At 45.3% G+C, this 17,168-nt stretch carries 17 protein-coding genes, 1 tRNA gene, 2 rRNA genes, 1 other RNA gene and 1 other annotated feature; of the genes, 6 read left to right on the top strand and 15 right to left on the bottom strand.

What is annotated here, in order from left to right:
- From ACWJJ5_RS19175 to tadA, 8 genes are all read right to left on the bottom strand, one after another.
- A 16S ribosomal RNA gene (locus tag ACWJJ5_RS19175) occupies nucleotides 1-218 on the bottom strand; the annotation flags it as partial.
- 313 nt (nucleotides 219-531) lie between these two features.
- Nucleotides 532-795 carry a pro-sigmaK processing inhibitor BofA family protein gene (locus tag ACWJJ5_RS19170; RefSeq protein WP_003150686.1) on the bottom strand — a complete coding sequence of 88 codons (264 nt, stop codon included), beginning with the start codon at nucleotides 793-795 and terminating at the stop codon, nucleotides 532-534.
- A 60-nt stretch (nucleotides 796-855) separates the two neighbouring features.
- Complete coding sequence (locus ACWJJ5_RS19165; RefSeq protein WP_454021880.1) at nucleotides 856-1,080, bottom strand: YaaL family protein; 225 nt, start codon at nucleotides 1,078-1,080, stop codon at nucleotides 856-858.
- An 18-nt stretch (nucleotides 1,081-1,098) separates the two neighbouring features.
- Nucleotides 1,099-1,695, bottom strand: a complete 597-nt coding sequence (gene recR, locus ACWJJ5_RS19160; RefSeq protein ID WP_003150697.1) for a recombination protein RecR — start codon at nucleotides 1,693-1,695, stop codon at nucleotides 1,099-1,101.
- A gap of 14 nt (nucleotides 1,696-1,709) precedes the next feature.
- On the bottom strand, nucleotides 1,710-2,033 hold the full coding sequence (locus ACWJJ5_RS19155) for a YbaB/EbfC family nucleoid-associated protein (RefSeq protein WP_003150700.1): 324 nt from the start codon (nucleotides 2,031-2,033) through the stop codon (nucleotides 1,710-1,712).
- A gap of 24 nt (nucleotides 2,034-2,057) precedes the next feature.
- Nucleotides 2,058-3,749, bottom strand: coding sequence for a DNA polymerase III subunit gamma/tau (dnaX, locus tag ACWJJ5_RS19150; RefSeq protein ID WP_003150701.1), 1,692 nt, complete (start codon nucleotides 3,747-3,749; stop codon nucleotides 2,058-2,060).
- Between the two features lie 133 nt (nucleotides 3,750-3,882).
- An RNA gene (ffs, locus tag ACWJJ5_RS19145) (signal recognition particle sRNA large type) lies at nucleotides 3,883-4,147 on the bottom strand.
- An 84-nt stretch (nucleotides 4,148-4,231) separates the two neighbouring features.
- Nucleotides 4,232-4,714 carry a tRNA adenosine(34) deaminase TadA gene (gene tadA / locus ACWJJ5_RS19140; RefSeq protein WP_102422578.1) on the bottom strand — a complete coding sequence of 161 codons (483 nt, stop codon included), beginning with the start codon at nucleotides 4,712-4,714 and terminating at the stop codon, nucleotides 4,232-4,234.
- Nucleotides 4,715-4,796: 82 nt separating this feature from the next.
- Between tadA and ACWJJ5_RS19135 the strand changes: the two genes are divergently transcribed.
- The 4 genes from ACWJJ5_RS19135 to dck all read left to right on the top strand — a co-directional run bounded on the left by ACWJJ5_RS19135 (nucleotide 4,797) and on the right by dck (nucleotide 8,072).
- Nucleotides 4,797-5,348, top strand: a complete 552-nt coding sequence (locus ACWJJ5_RS19135) for a cysteine hydrolase family protein (protein ID WP_014304186.1) — start codon at nucleotides 4,797-4,799, stop codon at nucleotides 5,346-5,348.
- A gap of 71 nt (nucleotides 5,349-5,419) precedes the next feature.
- Nucleotides 5,420-6,703 carry a LysM peptidoglycan-binding domain-containing protein gene (locus tag ACWJJ5_RS19130; RefSeq protein ID WP_032865795.1) on the top strand — a complete coding sequence of 428 codons (1,284 nt, stop codon included), beginning with the start codon at nucleotides 5,420-5,422 and terminating at the stop codon, nucleotides 6,701-6,703.
- A gap of 95 nt (nucleotides 6,704-6,798) precedes the next feature.
- Nucleotides 6,799-7,422: a deoxynucleoside kinase gene (locus ACWJJ5_RS19125; RefSeq protein WP_454022616.1), complete on the top strand. Its 624-nt coding sequence runs from the start codon at nucleotides 6,799-6,801 to the stop codon at nucleotides 7,420-7,422.
- A complete protein-coding gene (gene dck, locus ACWJJ5_RS19120; protein ID WP_015388792.1) occupies nucleotides 7,419-8,072 on the top strand; it encodes a deoxyadenosine/deoxycytidine kinase in 654 nt (217 codons plus the stop codon). The genes ACWJJ5_RS19125 and dck overlap by 4 nt, the downstream gene beginning before the upstream one ends.
- A gap of 130 nt (nucleotides 8,073-8,202) precedes the next feature.
- Here the strand turns inward: dck and ACWJJ5_RS19115 are convergent.
- Nucleotides 8,203-8,295 (bottom strand) — tRNA-Ser (locus tag ACWJJ5_RS19115).
- A gap of 217 nt (nucleotides 8,296-8,512) precedes the next feature.
- Between ACWJJ5_RS19115 and ACWJJ5_RS19110 the strand changes: the two genes are divergently transcribed.
- Entirely contained in the window at nucleotides 8,513-9,658 is a 1,146-nt protein-coding gene (locus ACWJJ5_RS19110; protein ID WP_173613307.1) for a glycerate kinase, read from the top strand.
- Nucleotides 9,659-9,669: 11 nt separating this feature from the next.
- Here the strand turns inward: ACWJJ5_RS19110 and serS are convergent, their stop codons facing one another.
- From serS to guaB, 5 genes are all read right to left on the bottom strand, one after another.
- Complete coding sequence (gene serS, locus ACWJJ5_RS19105) at nucleotides 9,670-10,947, bottom strand: serine--tRNA ligase (RefSeq protein ID WP_003150709.1); 1,278 nt, start codon at nucleotides 10,945-10,947, stop codon at nucleotides 9,670-9,672.
- Nucleotides 10,948-11,001: 54 nt separating this feature from the next.
- Nucleotides 11,002-11,214: a binding site (T-box leader), on the bottom strand.
- 52 nt (nucleotides 11,215-11,266) lie between these two features.
- Nucleotides 11,267-11,857 carry a pyridoxal 5'-phosphate synthase glutaminase subunit PdxT gene (gene pdxT, locus ACWJJ5_RS19100; RefSeq protein ID WP_007615126.1) on the bottom strand — a complete coding sequence of 197 codons (591 nt, stop codon included), beginning with the start codon at nucleotides 11,855-11,857 and terminating at the stop codon, nucleotides 11,267-11,269.
- 21 nt (nucleotides 11,858-11,878) lie between these two features.
- The gene (gene pdxS / locus ACWJJ5_RS19095; protein WP_003150714.1) at nucleotides 11,879-12,763 is read right to left on the bottom strand and encodes a pyridoxal 5'-phosphate synthase lyase subunit PdxS; all 885 of its coding nucleotides are present in this window, start codon (nucleotides 12,761-12,763) and stop codon (nucleotides 11,879-11,881) included.
- Nucleotides 12,764-12,960: 197 nt separating this feature from the next.
- Nucleotides 12,961-14,292 carry a D-alanyl-D-alanine carboxypeptidase gene (gene dacA, locus ACWJJ5_RS19090; RefSeq protein WP_003150715.1) on the bottom strand — a complete coding sequence of 444 codons (1,332 nt, stop codon included), beginning with the start codon at nucleotides 14,290-14,292 and terminating at the stop codon, nucleotides 12,961-12,963.
- Nucleotides 14,293-14,444: 152 nt separating this feature from the next.
- Nucleotides 14,445-15,911, bottom strand: coding sequence for an IMP dehydrogenase (gene guaB, locus ACWJJ5_RS19085; protein ID WP_003150717.1), 1,467 nt, complete (start codon nucleotides 15,909-15,911; stop codon nucleotides 14,445-14,447).
- A 120-nt stretch (nucleotides 15,912-16,031) separates the two neighbouring features.
- Here guaB and ACWJJ5_RS19080 point away from each other — a divergent pair, with 120 nt between their 5' ends.
- A complete protein-coding gene (locus ACWJJ5_RS19080) occupies nucleotides 16,032-16,982 on the top strand; it encodes a YaaC family protein (protein WP_070082678.1) in 951 nt (316 codons plus the stop codon).
- Between the two features lie 43 nt (nucleotides 16,983-17,025).
- Here the strand turns inward: ACWJJ5_RS19080 and rrf are convergent.
- Nucleotides 17,026-17,141 (bottom strand): 5S ribosomal RNA (rrf, locus tag ACWJJ5_RS19075).
- Between the last annotated feature and the right edge of the window lie 27 nt (nucleotides 17,142-17,168).

Here is a 17,168-nt window from a genome sequence, read left to right as displayed (position 1 = left end):
GAAGCCACCTTTTATGTCTGAACCATGCGGTTCAAACAACCATCCGGTATTAGCCCCGGTTTCCCGGAGTTATCCCAGTCTTACAGGCAGGTTACCCACGTGTTACTCACCCGTCCGCCGCTAACATCAGGGAGCAAGCTCCCTGATGTCCGCTCGACTTGCATGTATTAGGCACGCCGCCAGCGTTCGTCCTGAGCCAGGATCAAACTCTCCGATAAATGGATCACAGACTAAGTTCACTGCATCCTGCAGTAACGTCTGTGTGATCTGCATCATGCAGACCTTAGTTTGACTGACTACGCACATCGCTGTGCGATTTATTTAAAACTTTGAATTAACAGGTACGTTTTGTCTTGTTTAGTTTTCAAAGAACTTTGTCCATCGCTCTTGAAGCGACTTAATCATTATAACATCTCAGTGTCAGTATCGTCAATAACTTTTTAAAATTTCTTTTTCAAGAATTCGTTTCGTCATCAGCGACGTATATTAGAATACCACCCATGATCCAACATGTCAACAATAATCGACAAATTAAATGATGAAGCGTTTAATGACTATCAAAGCCGCAATGCCGGGAATTCCCAGAATCCCGCTGATGCCCGTTGTAATCAGGTTAACAGGGATATGAATACCGAGACTACCGCCGAACAAGTTCACACCCACCAACAGAATCGCGCCGGCAATAAACTTAATGGCAGTCACACCAATCCACCTTAACGGTTTTGAAGATACTCCCCATAAAAAAAGCAAAGCAACCAGACCGACAATCAAACCGATAATGAAAAAAGGCTCCATGAATCTTCCCCCTCGCTTGTTTAGTACAAGCTTATGAGAAGATTCCGGAGAATAGACCTCTTACTTCCATCTGCTCATTTTCAAATTCCGCTGCTTCGCTTCTTTCAAATAAAAAAAGTACTTAGATTCAGCGACTTTCAGCTCAAACAACACCTCAGCGGAGGGCTCTAGACTTTTCTCGACCAGACTCTGCTGTCTGTTCCATTCTTCTTTTTGTTTCAAGAGCTGTTCTATCAGCTTCTCGTCAAACTCTTTTCTTAATGTATTTCTGCGAAGAAAACCCATGCCTTGCCTTTTCCTCCCTTACAATTCACGTCTTCCTTCAAGAGCTTTTGAAAGAGTGACCTCATCAGCATATTCCAAATCACCGCCGACGGGCAGACCGTGGGCAATACGGGAGAGCTTGATGCCTGAGGGCTTTAACAGCCTTGATATATACATCGCTGTTGCTTCCCCTTCAATATTAGGGTTGGTTGCGAGAATAACTTCTGTCACTTGATCATCCTGAAGACGTTTCAGCAGCTCCGGAATCTTAATATCCTCCGGACCGATGCCGTCCATTGGTGAAATCGCGCCGTGAAGAACATGATACTGGCCGTTATATTCCTTCATTTTCTCCATTGCGATCACATCCTTAGGGTCCTGCACGACACAAATAACAGACTTATCCCTTCTTGTGTCCTCACATATATAACAAGGGTCCTGATCTGTAATATGTCCGCAAATCGAGCAATATGTCAGATTCCGCTTCGCATTGACAAGCGCCTTAGCAAAATCCAATACTGTGTCTTCTTTCATACCTAGAACAAAAAAAGCCAGACGAACCGCTGTTTTCGGTCCGATCCCTGGCAATTTCATAAAGCTGTCAATCAGCTTTGATATTGGTTCAGGATACTGCATGTTTATTTATCCCCCTAGAATAAACCCGGTATGTTCATTCCTTTTGTAAATTGTCCCATTGTCTCATTCGTCATGTCATCCACTTTTTTGAGGGCGTCGTTTGTCGCAGCAAGAACCAGGTCCTGAAGCATTTCGATATCTTCCGGATCAACAACTTCTTCTTTAATGGCAACGTCTACAACTTCTTTTTGGCCGTTGACTTTTACAGTCACCATACCGCCGCCCGCTGTGCCTTCAAGCACTTTTTCAGCAAGTTCCTCCTGAGCCTTCGCCATATCCTTTTGCATTTTTTGCATTTGTTTCATCATTTTTTGCATGTTTCCCATTCCGCCACGCATATTCAATCACTCTCTTTCATCTTATTAGTCTTTTATTTCGATTAAATCCGCTCCGACAAGTTTTTTCGCCTCTGCAATCAGCGGATCTTCTTCAGCCGGTTCGTTTGATCCTTCACTTTCCTGCTGGTGATCATTTAAAAATTCTTCTCTTATTTTACCCCATTGTGCTTCCGGAACGCCAATCAAATCCATTCTTTTCCCGAGCATTGATTCGAGAATCTGTTCAAGATTCGTACGGACTCCGTTATTGTCTTCTGCAACCATTTTACAATGGATTTCGTATTTAAATTTAAGCACAAATGCCTTTTGAGCAGCGGCCACCGGTTCACTGTCATTCAAAAGAGCCGCATGAGATACCTTATTCTGCTGTTTCAGGTGTGCCAGCAGCTTGCCCCAGCTGCTTTTAAGCTGTTCAAGATCAGGTCTTGTGGCTTCCTTCAATATCTCATGAATTCTTCCGACCGGGGCTTTATAATGGCTTTTTCCGCCTTTTTGAGGACGCGGAGCTTCTTTCGGAGCGCTTTCCATCTGAACCTTCACACCGGAGGTTTTCAGCCTTTCTACTTCCTGCTCAAGCTGCTGGATCTTATTCATCAGCATGCCGACCTCAGGGATGTCTCCGGCGGATTGCTGTGCCGTCTGGCATATTTTCACGACAGCCACTTCAAAAAAGATTCTTGGGTGGTTCGTCCACTTCATTTCCTGATGGCTTTTATTCAGGATATCAATCATCTCATATAAAGCGGGGGCCGGTATGTCACCGCTTAGATTCCGAAACGTTTCATCGACCTTCACCTTCTCCAGGACTCCTTCTAAACCGGGAGCGGCCTGGTACAAGAGCATATCCCTGAAATAGAAAATCATATCTTCAATCAGTTTGGCCGCATCTTTCCCCTGCTGGAGCAATTCATTCAGTGTTTCCAATGCCTCGGAAACCTGTTTGCGGTGAAGAGCAGATGCCAGTTTTCCAATATAGTGCTGAGAAACGGCTCCGGTAATGAGCAATGCGTCATCCACCGACAGCTCCTCGCCGCTAAATGATACAGCTTGATCGAGCAGGCTCAGCGCGTCCCTCATTCCTCCGTCCGCAGCACTCGCTATGATATCAAGGGCTCCTTCTTCCACCTTCAGCTGCTCTGCATCGACGATTGTCTTCATTCGTCCGACAATTGCTTTGGATGTAATCCGTTTGAAGTCAAAACGCTGACATCTGGAGATAATGGTTAAAGGAATCTTATGAGGCTCAGTCGTAGCTAATATGAAAATGCAATGTGCCGGCGGTTCTTCCAGCGTTTTCAGAAGCGCATTGAATGCGCCGATAGAGAGCATATGCACCTCATCTATAATATATACCTTGTAAGTAACGGCCGACGGGGCGAATTTTACTTTGTCACGGATGTCGCGGATTTCGTCTACGCCGTTATTCGACGCCGCATCTATTTCAATCACATCTGATATAGAGCCATTTGTGATCCCCTTGCACGCCGCGCACTCATTGCACGGTTCTTCTACAGGGGCGTGCTCACAGTTGACTGCTTTCGCAAATATTTTAGCTGCACTGGTTTTTCCCGTTCCCCGCGGTCCAGAAAACAGATATGCATGAGAAAATTTCTTTTGCAAAAGGGCATTTTGCAGCGTTTTCGTAATGTGTTCCTGTCCGACCACATCTTCAAACTGCTGAGGCCTAAATACTCGATATAAAGCTTGGTAACCCACAGGATGCGCCCTCCTCTGTTATTCATCATGTTTATTATACATGAACGTGCTTTTAACGCCAAAACCCGTTTTTCATATACGAAAAAACTCACCTGCCATAAACAGGTGAGTCTGAAATTTGATGATTGATTTACCGTGCACCTTCTGTCGATTCGCTACCCTAAGCGTTACTTAAGCAGTTAGCTCAGCCCAGGCAACCCTGCGGCACATGAGAGGTTTCACTTAATGCTGCTTCCTTCCGGACCTGACATGGTTCATGAATTCCCATTGCGCAGGACCCAGACGTCAACGCCACTTACTTAAGGCAGACCTTACAGTAAACGAACCTCGAGAAGGGATTCGGCCCCGCTAGAGCGGATTGCGGGTACAGGGCACCGCTACCTCCCCGCTTAGCACGGCAAAATAAATATCAAATTTTGATATGCGCACCATTCATGATGCACACATAAGTATATCTGCTTCAGGCAGAAAATGCAACCGTACTACTCAGACAACTTTTTCCTCATCTCTTTCTTTTGCCGGCGCAGCTTTCTGAAAAAAGCGCTGAGCATTTCTCCGCACTCTTCTCCGAGTACTCCGCTCACCACTTCCGCTTGGTGGTTGAACCGCTCTTCCTGCAAGAGGTTCATCAGCGTTCCTGTACAGCCCCCCTTGGGGTCAAATGCGCCGAATACGACCTTATCGACTCTCGAAAGCACGACGGCTCCCGCGCACATCGGACACGGCTCCAAAGTGACATAAAGAACGGCATCCTCAAGTCTCCATGTCCCCAGCTTACGACACGCTTCGTCTATCGCCAGCATTTCGGCGTGGGCAAGCGACCTCTGTTCAGTCTCCCGCAGATTATGCGCCCGCGCCACGATCTCATCGTGCAGAACAAGAACTGCTCCGATCGGCACTTCCCCTTTCGCTTCGGCTTTCTTCGCTTCTTTTATGGCTTCTCTCATATAATATTCATCATTCATAGGTTCGAGCTCTCTTCTTAAGTTTTTTCATGTCTCATAAAGGTTAAAATAGGAATACCCCAGCAGAAAGGAGTTGCCGGTATTGTCTGAACCTAACAACACAGCCCTTCTGATTGTCGATATGATCAACAATTTTCAATTTGATATGGGCGAACGTCTTGCTGAAAAAACCAAACAAATTGTCCCCCGTATTTTATCATTAAAGAAGCATGCAAAACAAAGCAACTGGCCGATTATTTATATTAATGATCATTACGGGCTCTGGAAGGCTGATATTGATGCCATCAGGGAGGAATGCAGCAACGACAGAAGCGCCTCCATTATAAAAGATATTTCGCCTCAGCCGGATGATTATTTTCTCATTAAACCGAAGCATTCCGCTTTTTACGAAACGGCGCTTCACACCCTTCTGACCGAATTACAAGTGAACCGATTAATCATCACGGGGATTGCCGGGAACATTTGTGTGCTGTTCACGGCCAACGACGCTTATATGAGAGAATACAGCATTGCCATTCCGAAAGACTGCACCGCTTCCAATAACGACGAAGACAATGATTTCGCTTTGACCATGATGGAGAATGTTCTCTTCGCAGAAATAACCACGGAAAAACAAATTACCGCCGAAAAATAAACATGATCAGCCTCCTTTTTTCATATATTTGATAGCGGATATGAAAGGAGGCGTTTTTCATTCAGATCTATATAGTGAAACGGGGCGACACGCTTTCCGCTATTGCGGCGCGCTACCGGACAGCCGCAAATGTCATTGCGGAAGCAAATAAACTGCCTAATCCCAATACATTGGTTGTCGGACAAACCCTTGTCATCCCGATTGAGGGTCAATATTACGAAGTAAAACAAGGTGATACTCTCGCGTCAATCGCCGGCCGTTTCCATATATCGGCCGCGGAGCTTGCGAGGGTTAACGGAATTCAGCCCGGCACCACATTGAGAGTCGGAACCCGCCTTTACATTCCGCAGCAGGCGAATAAGCCCGATATCGAATCAAACGCATATATAGAACCGCGGGGAACGAGCGTAAGCGCTAATCTGCAGCAGGCGGCAAGGGAGGCCTCTCCTTATTTAACATACCTCGGCGCATTCAGTTTTCAAGTGCAGCGGAACGGGACTTTAAAGGAACCGCCTCTGACCAATTTAAAAAGCATCAGTGACAGGCACAACACCACACTGATGATGATCATCACCAACCTTGAAAATGACGCATTCAGCGATGAACTCGGGCGGCTCATCTTGAACGACAATACAGTGAAAACAAAACTCTTTCAGGAAATCGTCTCCACGGCTAAAAAGTACGGCTTTCGCGATATTCACTTTGATTTCGAATATTTACGTCCACAGGACAGGGAAGCCTACAATCGTTTTTTACGTGAAGCGAGAACGATTTTTCATCGGGAAGGCTGGAAGATTTCAACGGCGCTTGCTCCGAAAACGAGCGCGACTCAGGCCGGCAAATGGTACGAAGCTCATGACTATAGGGCACATGGAGAAATCGTCGATTTTGTCGTGATTATGACATATGAGTGGGGGTACAGCGGAGGCCCGGCTCAGGCCGTATCACCTATCGGCCCTGTAAGAAATGTCATCGAGTACGCGCTGACGGAAATGCCTTCTTCAAAAATCGTCATGGGCCAGAATATGTACGGCTATGATTGGACACTGCCTTTTAAACAGGGAACGACAGCGAAAGCCGTCAGTCCTCAGCAGGCAATCGCTCTGGCCGCACGCTATAAAGTCGACATTCAATATGACGAAACCGCCCAGGCTCCCTTCTTCCGATACACGGATGCAAATCAGAGACGGCATGAAGTATGGTTTGAAGATGCCCGGTCCATTCAAGCGAAATTCAATTTAATTAAAGAACTTCATTTAAGAGGAATCAGCTATTGGAAACTCGGCCTTTCTTTCCCGCAAAACTGGCTTTTGCTCGGCGATCAATTTCATATTGTAAAAGAGACGTTTCGTTAATTGGAAGCGTCTTTTTTCATGGGCTTTTCTGTGAGTGTGATACAATATAAAGGCCGGCAGCTGACGGATGTTTGCAGAATTAAGGAGGATTTTCAATGAACAGAGCCCCTTTTATCGCGGTAGAAGGTCCTATCGGGGCAGGAAAAACGACACTCGCTTCAATGCTTTCTGAAGAGCTCGGTTTTCCTATGATTAATGAGATTGTGGAAGACAACCCTTATCTCGATAAGTTTTATGACAATATCGAGGAGTGGAGTTTCCAGCTTGAAATGTTTTTTCTATGTCACAGGTATAAACAGCTTGAAGACACCGATCGAGATTATTTAAAACAAGGACAGCCCGTTTTGTCCGATTATCATATTTATAAAAATGTTATTTTCGCAGAGCGTACATTGCACGGCCAAAAGCTTGAGAAATATAAGCAGATCTATCATCTGCTCACTCACGACCTGCCGAAGCCGAATATCATTGTATACATAAAGGCAAGCCTGCCGACATTGCTTCAACGCATTGAAAAACGCGGGCGCCCGTTTGAAAAAAATATCGAACATCAATATCTGGAACATCTCATTGCAGATTACGACACAGCCATCAGACAGCTTCAGGAAGAAGATCCGGATATATCTGTACTGACCATTGACGGTGATACTGAAGACTTTGTTTTGAATAAGACAGACTATGAAAGAATTGCCCGTCAGGTAAAGGAGCTTATTAAATGAAAGACATTCATATTCCAAACAATGCCATTATAACAGTAGCAGGAACGGTAGGAGTCGGAAAATCGACTTTGACCAAAGCTTTAGCAAAACGGCTCGGGTTTCATACCTCACTTGAGGAAGTGGATGAAAACCCTTATTTAGAGAAGTTTTATCACGATTTTGAACGCTGGAGCTTCCATTTGCAAATTTATTTTCTGGCTGAGCGGTTCAAAGAGCAGAAAAACATGTTTGAATCAGGCGGCGGATTCGTGCAGGACCGTTCGATTTATGAAGATACAGGCATATTCGCAAAAATGCATGCGGATAAAGGAACCATGTCGCTGACAGATTACACAACATACACAAGCCTATTTGAGGCGATGGTCATGACGCCGTATTTCCCGCATCCTGATGTTTTGATCTACTTAGAAGGCGACCTTGAATACATTATAAGCCGGATTGAAAAGCGGGGCCGCGAGATGGAGCTGCAGACAAACCGCTCTTATTGGGAAGAGATGTATACACGGTACGAAGACTGGATCAGCGGTTTTAACGCCTGCCCTGTGCTGAAAGTACGCATTGAAGATTATGACCTTGAAGCTGATGAACAGTCACTGGAACCTTTGATCGAAAAAATCAGTCACGTGATCAACGAAAACAGAAACAAATAAAAATAGCAAAGCGATTTTCCCCGAACAGAGAAAATCGCTTTTTTTGCATATAAAAAATCCGCTGCATTACATGCAGCGGACAAAACAATCTCCAATATATGCTCGAGTTTCATTAGGTTTAAAATCAATATGGCGGAGGAAGAGGGATTCGAACCCCCGCGGGCTTTGACACCCCTGTCGGTTTTCAAGACCGATCCCTTCAGCCAGACTTGGGTATTCCTCCGTATCGACATTTAATAATATACCACATGACCCAGATTTCAGTCAAGCGCTTTTTCATATTTTTTATTTCATTTCTTAAACAGCTTTTCCGTCAGCTTTACTATCATACAAAAGTCTTGCGTCCAATTCAACCTCAGTATGCCATACGGGCAGGAAAACACAATAAAAATCAAGAATAGATTCAAACAGATAACCTGCTCATAAAGGTGGAGAACATAATGAAAATCATCATTGCACCCGATTCTTTCAAAGAAAGCATGACATCAAAAGAAGCAGCTGACAGCATAGAAAAAGGATTCAAAGCGGTCTTCCCTGACGCGGAATATACCAAGATACCCGCGGCTGATGGCGGAGAAGGAACCGTTCAGGCTTTGACGGATGCCACTGGCGGAAGCATCATCAAAAAAACTGTGACCGGTCCGCTGGGAACACCGGTAAACGCCGCATATGGACTTCTGGGAGACGGACGCACGGCAGTCATTGAAATGGCGGAAGCATCGGGTCTCCATCTCGTTCCCCGCCACCTCAGAGATCCGTTGAACACAACGACAAGAGGAACGGGTGAACTAATAGCAGATGCAGCCTCCCGCGGGGCGAGTGAGATCATCATCGGGCTTGGCGGGAGTGCAACCAATGACGGCGGAACAGGAATGGCGAGCGCGCTCGGTGTGCGTTTCTTAAATGAGGAAGGTCAGGAGATACCTGACGGCGGAGGCGCTCTGCACACCCTAGCTTCTATTGATATAAGCGGGCTCTCCCCTGATTTGAAACATATCCGTTTTCGTGCCGCATGTGATGTCGAAAATCCCCTGACCGGTGAAAACGGCGCGTCATATGTCTTCGGCCCGCAAAAAGGGGCGTCCGAGAAGACTAAAGTTGTATTGGATCGCAATCTACGCCATTTCGCTGATGTATTGAGACGTCAGCACGATATCGAAGCGGATACCGTAAAAGGCGCGGGCGCCGCAGGTGGGCTGGGCGCTGGACTGATCGCTTTCTTACAGGCAGAACTTCAAAGCGGGATTGACGTTGTATTAGATACACTGTCCTTCTCAGATCAGATAAGAGATGCTGACCTTGTCATTACCGGAGAGGGCCAGATTGACGGACAAACGATATTCGGTAAAACCCCCGCCGGGATCGCCTCACGCGCAGCCGCTCAAGAAATTCCCGTTATCGCATTGGCGGGCTCCTTAGGCAAAAATTTCGAGCATGTTTACAGCGCAGGAATAACAGCTGTATTTTCTATCGTGCCCGGCGCTGTAAGTCTTGAAGACGCCTTAGCATCCGGCCGTTTTAACCTTGAAAGCACAGCCCGGAATGCCGCCGCTCTATACCGGGCAGCAAAAAAGGCGCGCCTCTAGGGCGCACCTTTTTATGGTTTGATGACTTCTTTATTTCCCATATAAGGACGAAGCACTTTCGGAATGATGACACTTCCGTCTTCCTGCTGGTAGTTTTCCAAGATGGCAGCTACTGTTCGGCCGACTGCAAGACCTGAACCGTTTAATGTATGCACATGCTCCGGCTTGCCTTTCGCTTCGCGTCTGAAACGAATGTTCGCACGCCTTGCCTGGAAGGCTTCAAAGTTGCTGCAAGAAGAAATTTCACGATATGTGTCTTGGCTTGGAATCCAAACCTCAATATCGTACTTTTTCGCAGCTGTAAAGCCGAGATCACCGGTACACATGCTCATGACGCGATACGGCAGTTCAAGCAGCTGAAGCACCCGCTCAGCTTGATTTGTCAGTTTTTCAAGCTCCTCATAAGAATCTTCCGGCTTCACGAACTTTACAAGCTCAACCTTGTTGAACTGATGCTGACGGATCAAACCGCGTGTATCACGGCCGGCGGATCCCGCTTCTGAACGGAAGCAGGCGCTGAACGCGGCATAATTGATCGGCAGGTTCTCACCGGATAAGATTTCATCGCGGTGCATATTTGTAATCGGCACTTCCGCCGTCGGAATTAAGAAATAATCCTCTTCTCTGATTTTAAAAGCATCCTCTTCAAATTTAGGAAGCTGTCCCGTACCTGTCATGCTCGTACGGTTTACCATATAAGGAGGAATGACTTCCGTGTAATCATATTCATCAACGTGAAGATCCAGCATAAAGTTGTAGAGCGCGCGTTCGAGGCGGGCGCCTAATCCTTTATAAAACACAAACCGGCTGCCTGTTACTTTTGAAGCGCGTTCGAAATCAAGAATGTTTAAGCGGTCTGCGATATCCCAATGAGGTTTCGGCTCATATGAAAATGCCGGCGCCTCTCCCCACTTGCGAATTTCAATGTTATCATCTTCCGTTTCTCCGACGGGCACTGAATCGTGCGGGATGTTCGGAATAGACAGAAGGATGGTTTCGAGCGTCGTTTCGACAGTACGAAGCTCTTCATCAAGCTTCTTAATTTCTTCGCCTACTTCACGCATCTCTTTAATAATATGATCAGCGTCTTTTTTCTCCCGTTTCAAAACGGCGACCTGCTGAGACACTTCATTGCGTTTTCCCTTCAGTTCTTCTACTTTACCGATAAGCTCTCTTCTCTTTTCATCCAGCTCTTCAAACTTGTCAAAATCAGATAAGTCTTCGCCTTTTGGAATGAGCTTCGCTTTTACCTCTTGAAAATTGGCTCTCAGCACCTTCGTATCAATCATGCCTAACAACTCCTATCTGTTTTTATCGAAAATAAAAAAGAGCCCTCATCCCCTAAAAGGGACGAGAGCTCTCGCGTTGCCACCCTGATTGAAAACAAGCTCACACTTGCTTCCCGCTTTAACACATAACGGTTTTCCCGTAAATGCCTACTTGTTTTCAGCATTTCGCTCAAGGACGGATTCGGACAGCATCTTTCACCGATTCACACCACCCATCGGCTCTCTTTGAAAGAGGGGCTCCCTACTGCTTCCTGTCAACGCTTTTCGATCTTTATTTGTGATTATAATGTACTATAAGTATCAGCGGTTTTCAACTGTTTTATACAGCTGTTTCCTGCTTATGCTTTTCTGCCATCTTCACAAACAGCTCTGTCACCCGGTGATCATCCGTCAGTTCAGGATGGAACGAGCAGCCGAGGAAATTTCCCTGCTTTGCAGCCACGATGCGTCCGTTATGCTCACAAAGCACTTCAACATCTTCTCCGGCTTCTAAAATATGCGGTGCGCGAATAAATACACCCGTAAACGGCTCATCAAGGCCTTTAATCGTCAGATCAGCTTCAAAGCTGTCGACCTGACGGCCAAAGGAATTACGCTCGACAACAACGTTCAACAGCCCTAAATGAGCGTTATCCGTTCCCGCTATCTCTTTGGCTAAGATAATCAGACCGGCGCATGTGCCGAACATCGGCTTGCCTTGGGCGGCAAACTCGCGAAGCGGCTCCATAAAATGATACGTATCCATTAAACGCCGCATTGTCGTGCTTTCCCCGCCCGGCAGGATTAAGCCGTCGATGTCATTCAGCTGTTCAGGACGCTTAATGACGACACCTTTTGAACCACATGCTTCAATTGAACGAATGTGTTCTCTTACTGCTCCTTGAAGTCCAAGTACACCAATTGTTAACATGCTTCCAGCTCTCCTATGGTTTTACCAGCCGCGTTCTTGCATACGCTGTTCCGGCAATAGATTTGAGATTTCGATTCCTTTCATTGCTGTGCCTAATTCTTTAGAAAGCTCAGCGATCAGTTTGTAGTCTGTGTAATGAGTCGTTGCTTCAACAATTGCTTTGGCGAATTTAGCAGGGTTGTCTGATTTGAAAATACCTGAACCGACAAATACGCCGTCAGCGCCAAGCTGCATCATCAATGCCGCGTCAGCAGGCGTCGCTACTCCGCCGGCAGCAAAGTTCACTACAGGCAGTTTGCCGTCACGTTTGATTTGAAGAAGCAGTTCATAAGGAGCGCCGAGGTTTTTAGCTTCAGTCATCAGCTCATCATCGCTCATCGCAACAACTTTGCGCACTTGCGCGTTTACTTTTCTCATATGGCGGACAGCTTCCACAATGTTTCCTGTTCCCGGTTCGCCTTTTGTACGAAGCATGGAAGCTCCTTCGGCGATACGACGAGTTGCTTCGCCGAGATCACGGCAGCCGCATACGAACGGGACTGTATATTCATTTTTATTTAAATGAAATTCTTCGTCAGCCGGAGTCAGAACTTCACTTTCATCGATGTAATCTACCCCCATTGCTTCAAGGACACGCGCTTCAACGATATGTCCGATACGCGCTTTTGCCATTACGGGAATGGATACAGCATTCATTACTTCTTCAACGATTGTCGGATCAGCCATGCGGGCAACACCGCCGGCAGCGCGAATATCAGCCGGAACGCGTTCTAACGCCATTACGGCAACAGCTCCCGCCTCTTCCGCAATCTTCGCTTGTTCAGCATTTACAACGTCCATGATGACGCCGCCTTTTTGCATTTCCGCCATGCCGCGTTTTACACGATCAGTACCTGTTTGAGCCATTATTTGGTCCCCCTAGTCAATGTATAGTTAGATAATGTCTATCTCTTATTGTATCCCAGAAATACAATATTTCATATGGGTATTCTTATTTTACAGCGAGATAAATAAGATAGATATCATTTTTTTACTAATAATTTGGTTTTTTCAGTTTATTAAGCAAAAGAGCCCTAACTTTCATCAGAGCTCTTTCTTATTTCTTAAAACCAGCCTGTTACCGTGTCAACGGCGCTGTTCCAGATACCGGAGAAGAATCCGCCGATGCCGCGCATCATCTGAACAAACCAGTTTGCTTTATCTACATCATTTTTCGTTACAAGATTCACGCTGAACTCTTTGGATTTGAGGAATCCATAGTCTTTGTCACTGCCTTTGTATGTAACTGTCAGCGTTCCGACTTTCGTTCCCTTTTTCACAGGAGCCGTGATTTCTTTTTTATCTATAGTCACTTCGGCTTTATAGTTCTTTTCATCCCCGCTTTTCACAGGAATAGAAAGCGCCTTGTCAGTAACAATATCAACTTGCTTGTCTTTCCCTTTTTCAACGTCAACCGTTTTGTGCCCTTTTACTTGAGAGCCTTCAGGGTAAAGATCTTTCATTGAGAAATTGCTGTTAAATGCGTAATCGAGCATTTTTTTCGTTTCATCAAAACGTCCGGTATGCAGGTTGCCTTTTGCGTTTAATACAACGGTGATGACCCGCATTCCGTTCCGCTGTGCTGTGCTTGTAAAACAAGATCCCGCAGAATCAGTAGAACCCGTTTTTAAGCCGTCAACGCCAGGGTATTCAGAAACAAGACCTTTTAACATGAAGTTCCAGTTCGGCATGTCCATTTCATCATCAGTGCCGGCTCTGAATTTCGTTTTAGCGATGCTTGTTGTTTTGAGAACTTCCGGATAATCAGTGATCAGGCGGTCTGCAAGAAGCGCCATGTCTTTAGCAGAAACTTCACTCTCTTCTTTAACGCCTTCTCCTTGCGGCTGCTTGCCGTGAAGGTCTTCATTCACAAGCCCTGTGGCATTTTTAAAATCATAGTTTGTCATGCCTAATTCTTTGGCTTTCGCATTCATTTCAGCGACAAATTTCGTTTCAGTTCCGGCAAGAATTTCGGCAACTGCAATTGCGGCTCCGTTAGCAGAGTAAATCGCCATGGCCTGATACAGTTCTTTAACCGTGTATTTGCCGTCTTTTCGAAGGGGGACGTTTGATAAACTGTTGTCTTGAGAAATTTCATAGACATAATCATCAGGAGTATACGTTTGGTCCCATTTCACTTTTCCTTCTTTAATAGCTTCCAGAAGCAGATATTCAGTCATCATTTTTGTCATGCTGGCAATCGGCAGTCTTTTGTCTGCATTTTTACTGTATAAAATTTTTCCCGATGAAGCCTCAATCATTATCGCAGCTGATGCGTTGACATCAATCGGGTCATTGCCGGCTGCCTCCGCTTTAGACATCGGAACAAAGCAAGTTGCAGCCAGTGCCAGTACCACTAATGACACCAACAGCTGTTTCCATTTCGTGATGTTCAATCTTACGACCTCCGTCATTCATTTTAAATCTATAATTAAGCCGTTAAGGACATATTCAAATTCAAAACACAACAGTATAAATTTTATCACACTCGATATAAAAAAAATAGACAGAGTCAGCGACCCTGTCAAATGTTTTTTATTTGTAACAATTATGAGATTGTGTAGTTTGGTGATTCTTTCGTAATCTGGACATCATGCGGATGACTTTCGCGAAGACCAGCACCTGTCATACGGATGAATTGAGCCTCTTCTCTTAAAGCGCGCAAGTCTTTTGAACCGCAATATCCCATACCTGAACGAAGACCGCCGACAAGCTGATACACTGTTTCTTCTACAGGACCTTTGTACGGAGTCCGTCCTTCGATACCTTCAGGGACGAATTTCTTATTTTCTTCTTGGAAATATCGGTCTTTACTGCCTTTTTCCATAGCAGCGACAGAACCCATACCGCGATATACTTTAAATCTTCTGCCCTGATAGATTTCAGTCTCTCCCGGGCTTTCTGAAGTACCGGCAAGCAGGCTTCCGAGCATTACGGCATGTCCGCCTGAAGCCAACGCTTTCGTAATATCTCCGGAGAATTTAATACCGCCGTCTGCGATGATTGTCGCGCCGTGTTTTCTCGCTTCAGTGGCACAATCATAAATGGCAGTGATCTGCGGTACGCCTACACCTGCAACGACGCGTGTCGTACAGATAGAACCAGGCCCGATTCCCACTTTGACGATATTTGCTCCGGCTTCAATCAGAGCTTTTGTCGCTTCAGCCGTTGCAACATTTCCTGCGATAATGTTCAGTTCAGGATATGTTTCACGGATTTTCGCAACTGTGTTCAGTACGCCTCTGGAATGTCCGTGAGCCGTATCAACCACGATAACGTCGACATTCGCTTCAACAAGCTTGCTGACGCGTGTCATTGTATCGCCTGTCACGCCTACCGCAGCGCCGACAATAAGGCGTCCGTGTTCATCTTTAGATGAATTCGGGAATTCGATAACCTTTTCAATATCTTTGATCGTGATAAGACCTTTTAATTTGTTTTGGTCATCCACTAATGGAAGTTTTTCAATTTTATGTTTCTGTAAGATTTTTTCTGCTTCGTCTAATGTGGTTCCCACAGGAGCCGTAACCAGCTCTTCTTTTGTCATGACATCACTGATTTTCATTGAATAATCAGAGATAAAGCGAAGATCACGGTTTGTAATGATACCGACAAGCTTTTGATCGTCTTTATTATCTACGATCGGAACACCGGAAATTCTGTATTTCCCCATCAAATGCTCCGCATCGAATACTTGATGATCAGGTGTTAAAAAGAAGGGATTTGTAATAACGCCCCGTTCAGAACGTTTGACTTTGTCAACATGTTCAGCCTGCTGTTCGATGGACATGTTTTTATGGATAATGCCTAAGCCGCCCTGTCTGGCCATCGCAATCGCCATAGCTGATTCTGTTACTGTATCCATTCCCGCACTGATGACAGGAATATTAAGCTTTAACGTTTTTGTCAGTTCAACAGATAAATCCACATCACGCGGAAGTACGTCTGATTGAGCCGGTACGAGCAGTACATCATCGAACGTTAAGCCTTCTTTTGAAAATTTACTTTCCCACATTAGTAAATCCCCCTCTTTTCGGCAAAATATTATATGTAGATTATCAACTAGAAAACAGCATGTCAAGGAAGCGAAAAAGAGTTGAAATATTTAGATAAAGGAAAGGGTTTAAAAATACATATGAGAGATCATGAGTGGAAAGAGTTATCCTTATTTTATTCCGTAGAATCTTCCCAAAAATTTCTAAACAAAGTCTATACAGAAAGCGGCATGGAAGAACCAAAACGATATGCGTTTAAGAACAGTGAGCGCTTCATATTCTTTATCAAACACGCCGAGTCCTTCTATAAGCAGGCATCTCTTTCACCTTTAGAAATTAAGCCTATTCTGTTGTTTTACGGGATGTCACAATTGCTGAAAGCCTGCCTTCTGACCACAGATCCAAGCTATCCAAGCCACGCTTCAGTACTCGCACATGGCGTGACTGCCCGGAAACGCAAAAAGCAAAATTACTCCTTTAGGGATGATGAAGTGAAGGTGCAGCGCAATGGCTTATGTATTCATGTAATGAAGCACTTATTCGGAATAGCTGGTCTTGAGGAAGAACGGTACACAATGAAGAAATTGCTGACAGCCATACCTGAATTGCATACTGTCTTTTACTTCCAAGAGAAAAAGAATTGGCTGACCCAAGTAGAGCTGAAAGATGACCTTATTTCAGTGCCTGAGCATGCGGTCATTCATTACAATATGTCTGATTCCCGCTTTGCTGAATATATCAACCATCATTTGAAATGGTCTTTTCTGAGGAAAGACCATAACCACTTGGTTTTTGAGGCTGACCCGATAGACAGAGAACCTTGGTCTTCTCCAAATTTATTGTTTCACTTGGAGAAAAATCAATATTACATTCCCTCTCAGCGTGATCACTTCCTGCATCTTCCGGAAATGATTATTCATTATTTGGTCCTCTACAATATCGGGATGATTGCAAGATATGAAACGGAGTGGTGGTATGAACTGCTGACACAGCATGTCAGTGATGATTATGTGATGATCCGCCGGTTCTTAGAGGTCACGGAACGCAAATTTCCGTATTACGTTTCTAATTTCCTGAAGCAATACTTATAAACAAAAAAGGCAGCTCATGATGAGCTGCCTTTACCGTAATGAAGCTTGGCGGCGTCCTACTCTCACAGGGGGAAACCCCCGACTACCATCGGCGCTGAAGAGCTTAACTTCCGTGTTCGGCATGGGAACGGGTGTGACCTCTTCGCTATCGCCACCAAACCATTGAGAGTGTTCTCTCAAAACTAG

The organism is Bacillus sp. JK74 (genome assembly GCF_053663395.1).
This window is presented reverse-complemented; position numbering and strand designations above follow the sequence as displayed.

Coding starts and splice junctions, on each gene's coding strand:
- recR (WP_003150697.1), bottom strand. CDS start 1,695: ATGCAGTATCCTGAACCAATATCAAAGCTGATTGACAGCTTTATGAAA.
- serS (WP_003150709.1), bottom strand. CDS start 10,947: ATGATTGATACGAAGGTGCTGAGAGCCAATTTTCAAGAGGTAAAAGCG.
- ACWJJ5_RS19080 (WP_070082678.1), top strand. CDS start 16,032: ATGAGAGATCATGAGTGGAAAGAGTTATCCTTATTTTATTCCGTAGAA.
- ACWJJ5_RS19110 (WP_173613307.1), top strand. CDS start 8,513: ATGAAAATCATCATTGCACCCGATTCTTTCAAAGAAAGCATGACATCA.
- dck (WP_015388792.1), top strand. CDS start 7,419: ATGAAAGACATTCATATTCCAAACAATGCCATTATAACAGTAGCAGGA.
- pdxS (WP_003150714.1), bottom strand. CDS start 12,763: ATGGCTCAAACAGGTACTGATCGTGTAAAACGCGGCATGGCGGAAATG.
- ACWJJ5_RS19170 (WP_003150686.1), bottom strand. CDS start 795: ATGGAGCCTTTTTTCATTATCGGTTTGATTGTCGGTCTGGTTGCTTTG.
- ACWJJ5_RS19125 (WP_454022616.1), top strand. CDS start 6,799: ATGAACAGAGCCCCTTTTATCGCGGTAGAAGGTCCTATCGGGGCAGGA.
- ACWJJ5_RS19155 (WP_003150700.1), bottom strand. CDS start 2,033: ATGCGTGGCGGAATGGGAAACATGCAAAAAATGATGAAACAAATGCAA.
- ACWJJ5_RS19165 (WP_454021880.1), bottom strand. CDS start 1,080: ATGGGTTTTCTTCGCAGAAATACATTAAGAAAAGAGTTTGACGAGAAG.
- tadA (WP_102422578.1), bottom strand. CDS start 4,714: ATGAATGATGAATATTATATGAGAGAAGCCATAAAAGAAGCGAAGAAA.
- pdxT (WP_007615126.1), bottom strand. CDS start 11,857: ATGTTAACAATTGGTGTACTTGGACTTCAAGGAGCAGTAAGAGAACAC.
- guaB (WP_003150717.1), bottom strand. CDS start 15,911: ATGTGGGAAAGTAAATTTTCAAAAGAAGGCTTAACGTTCGATGATGTA.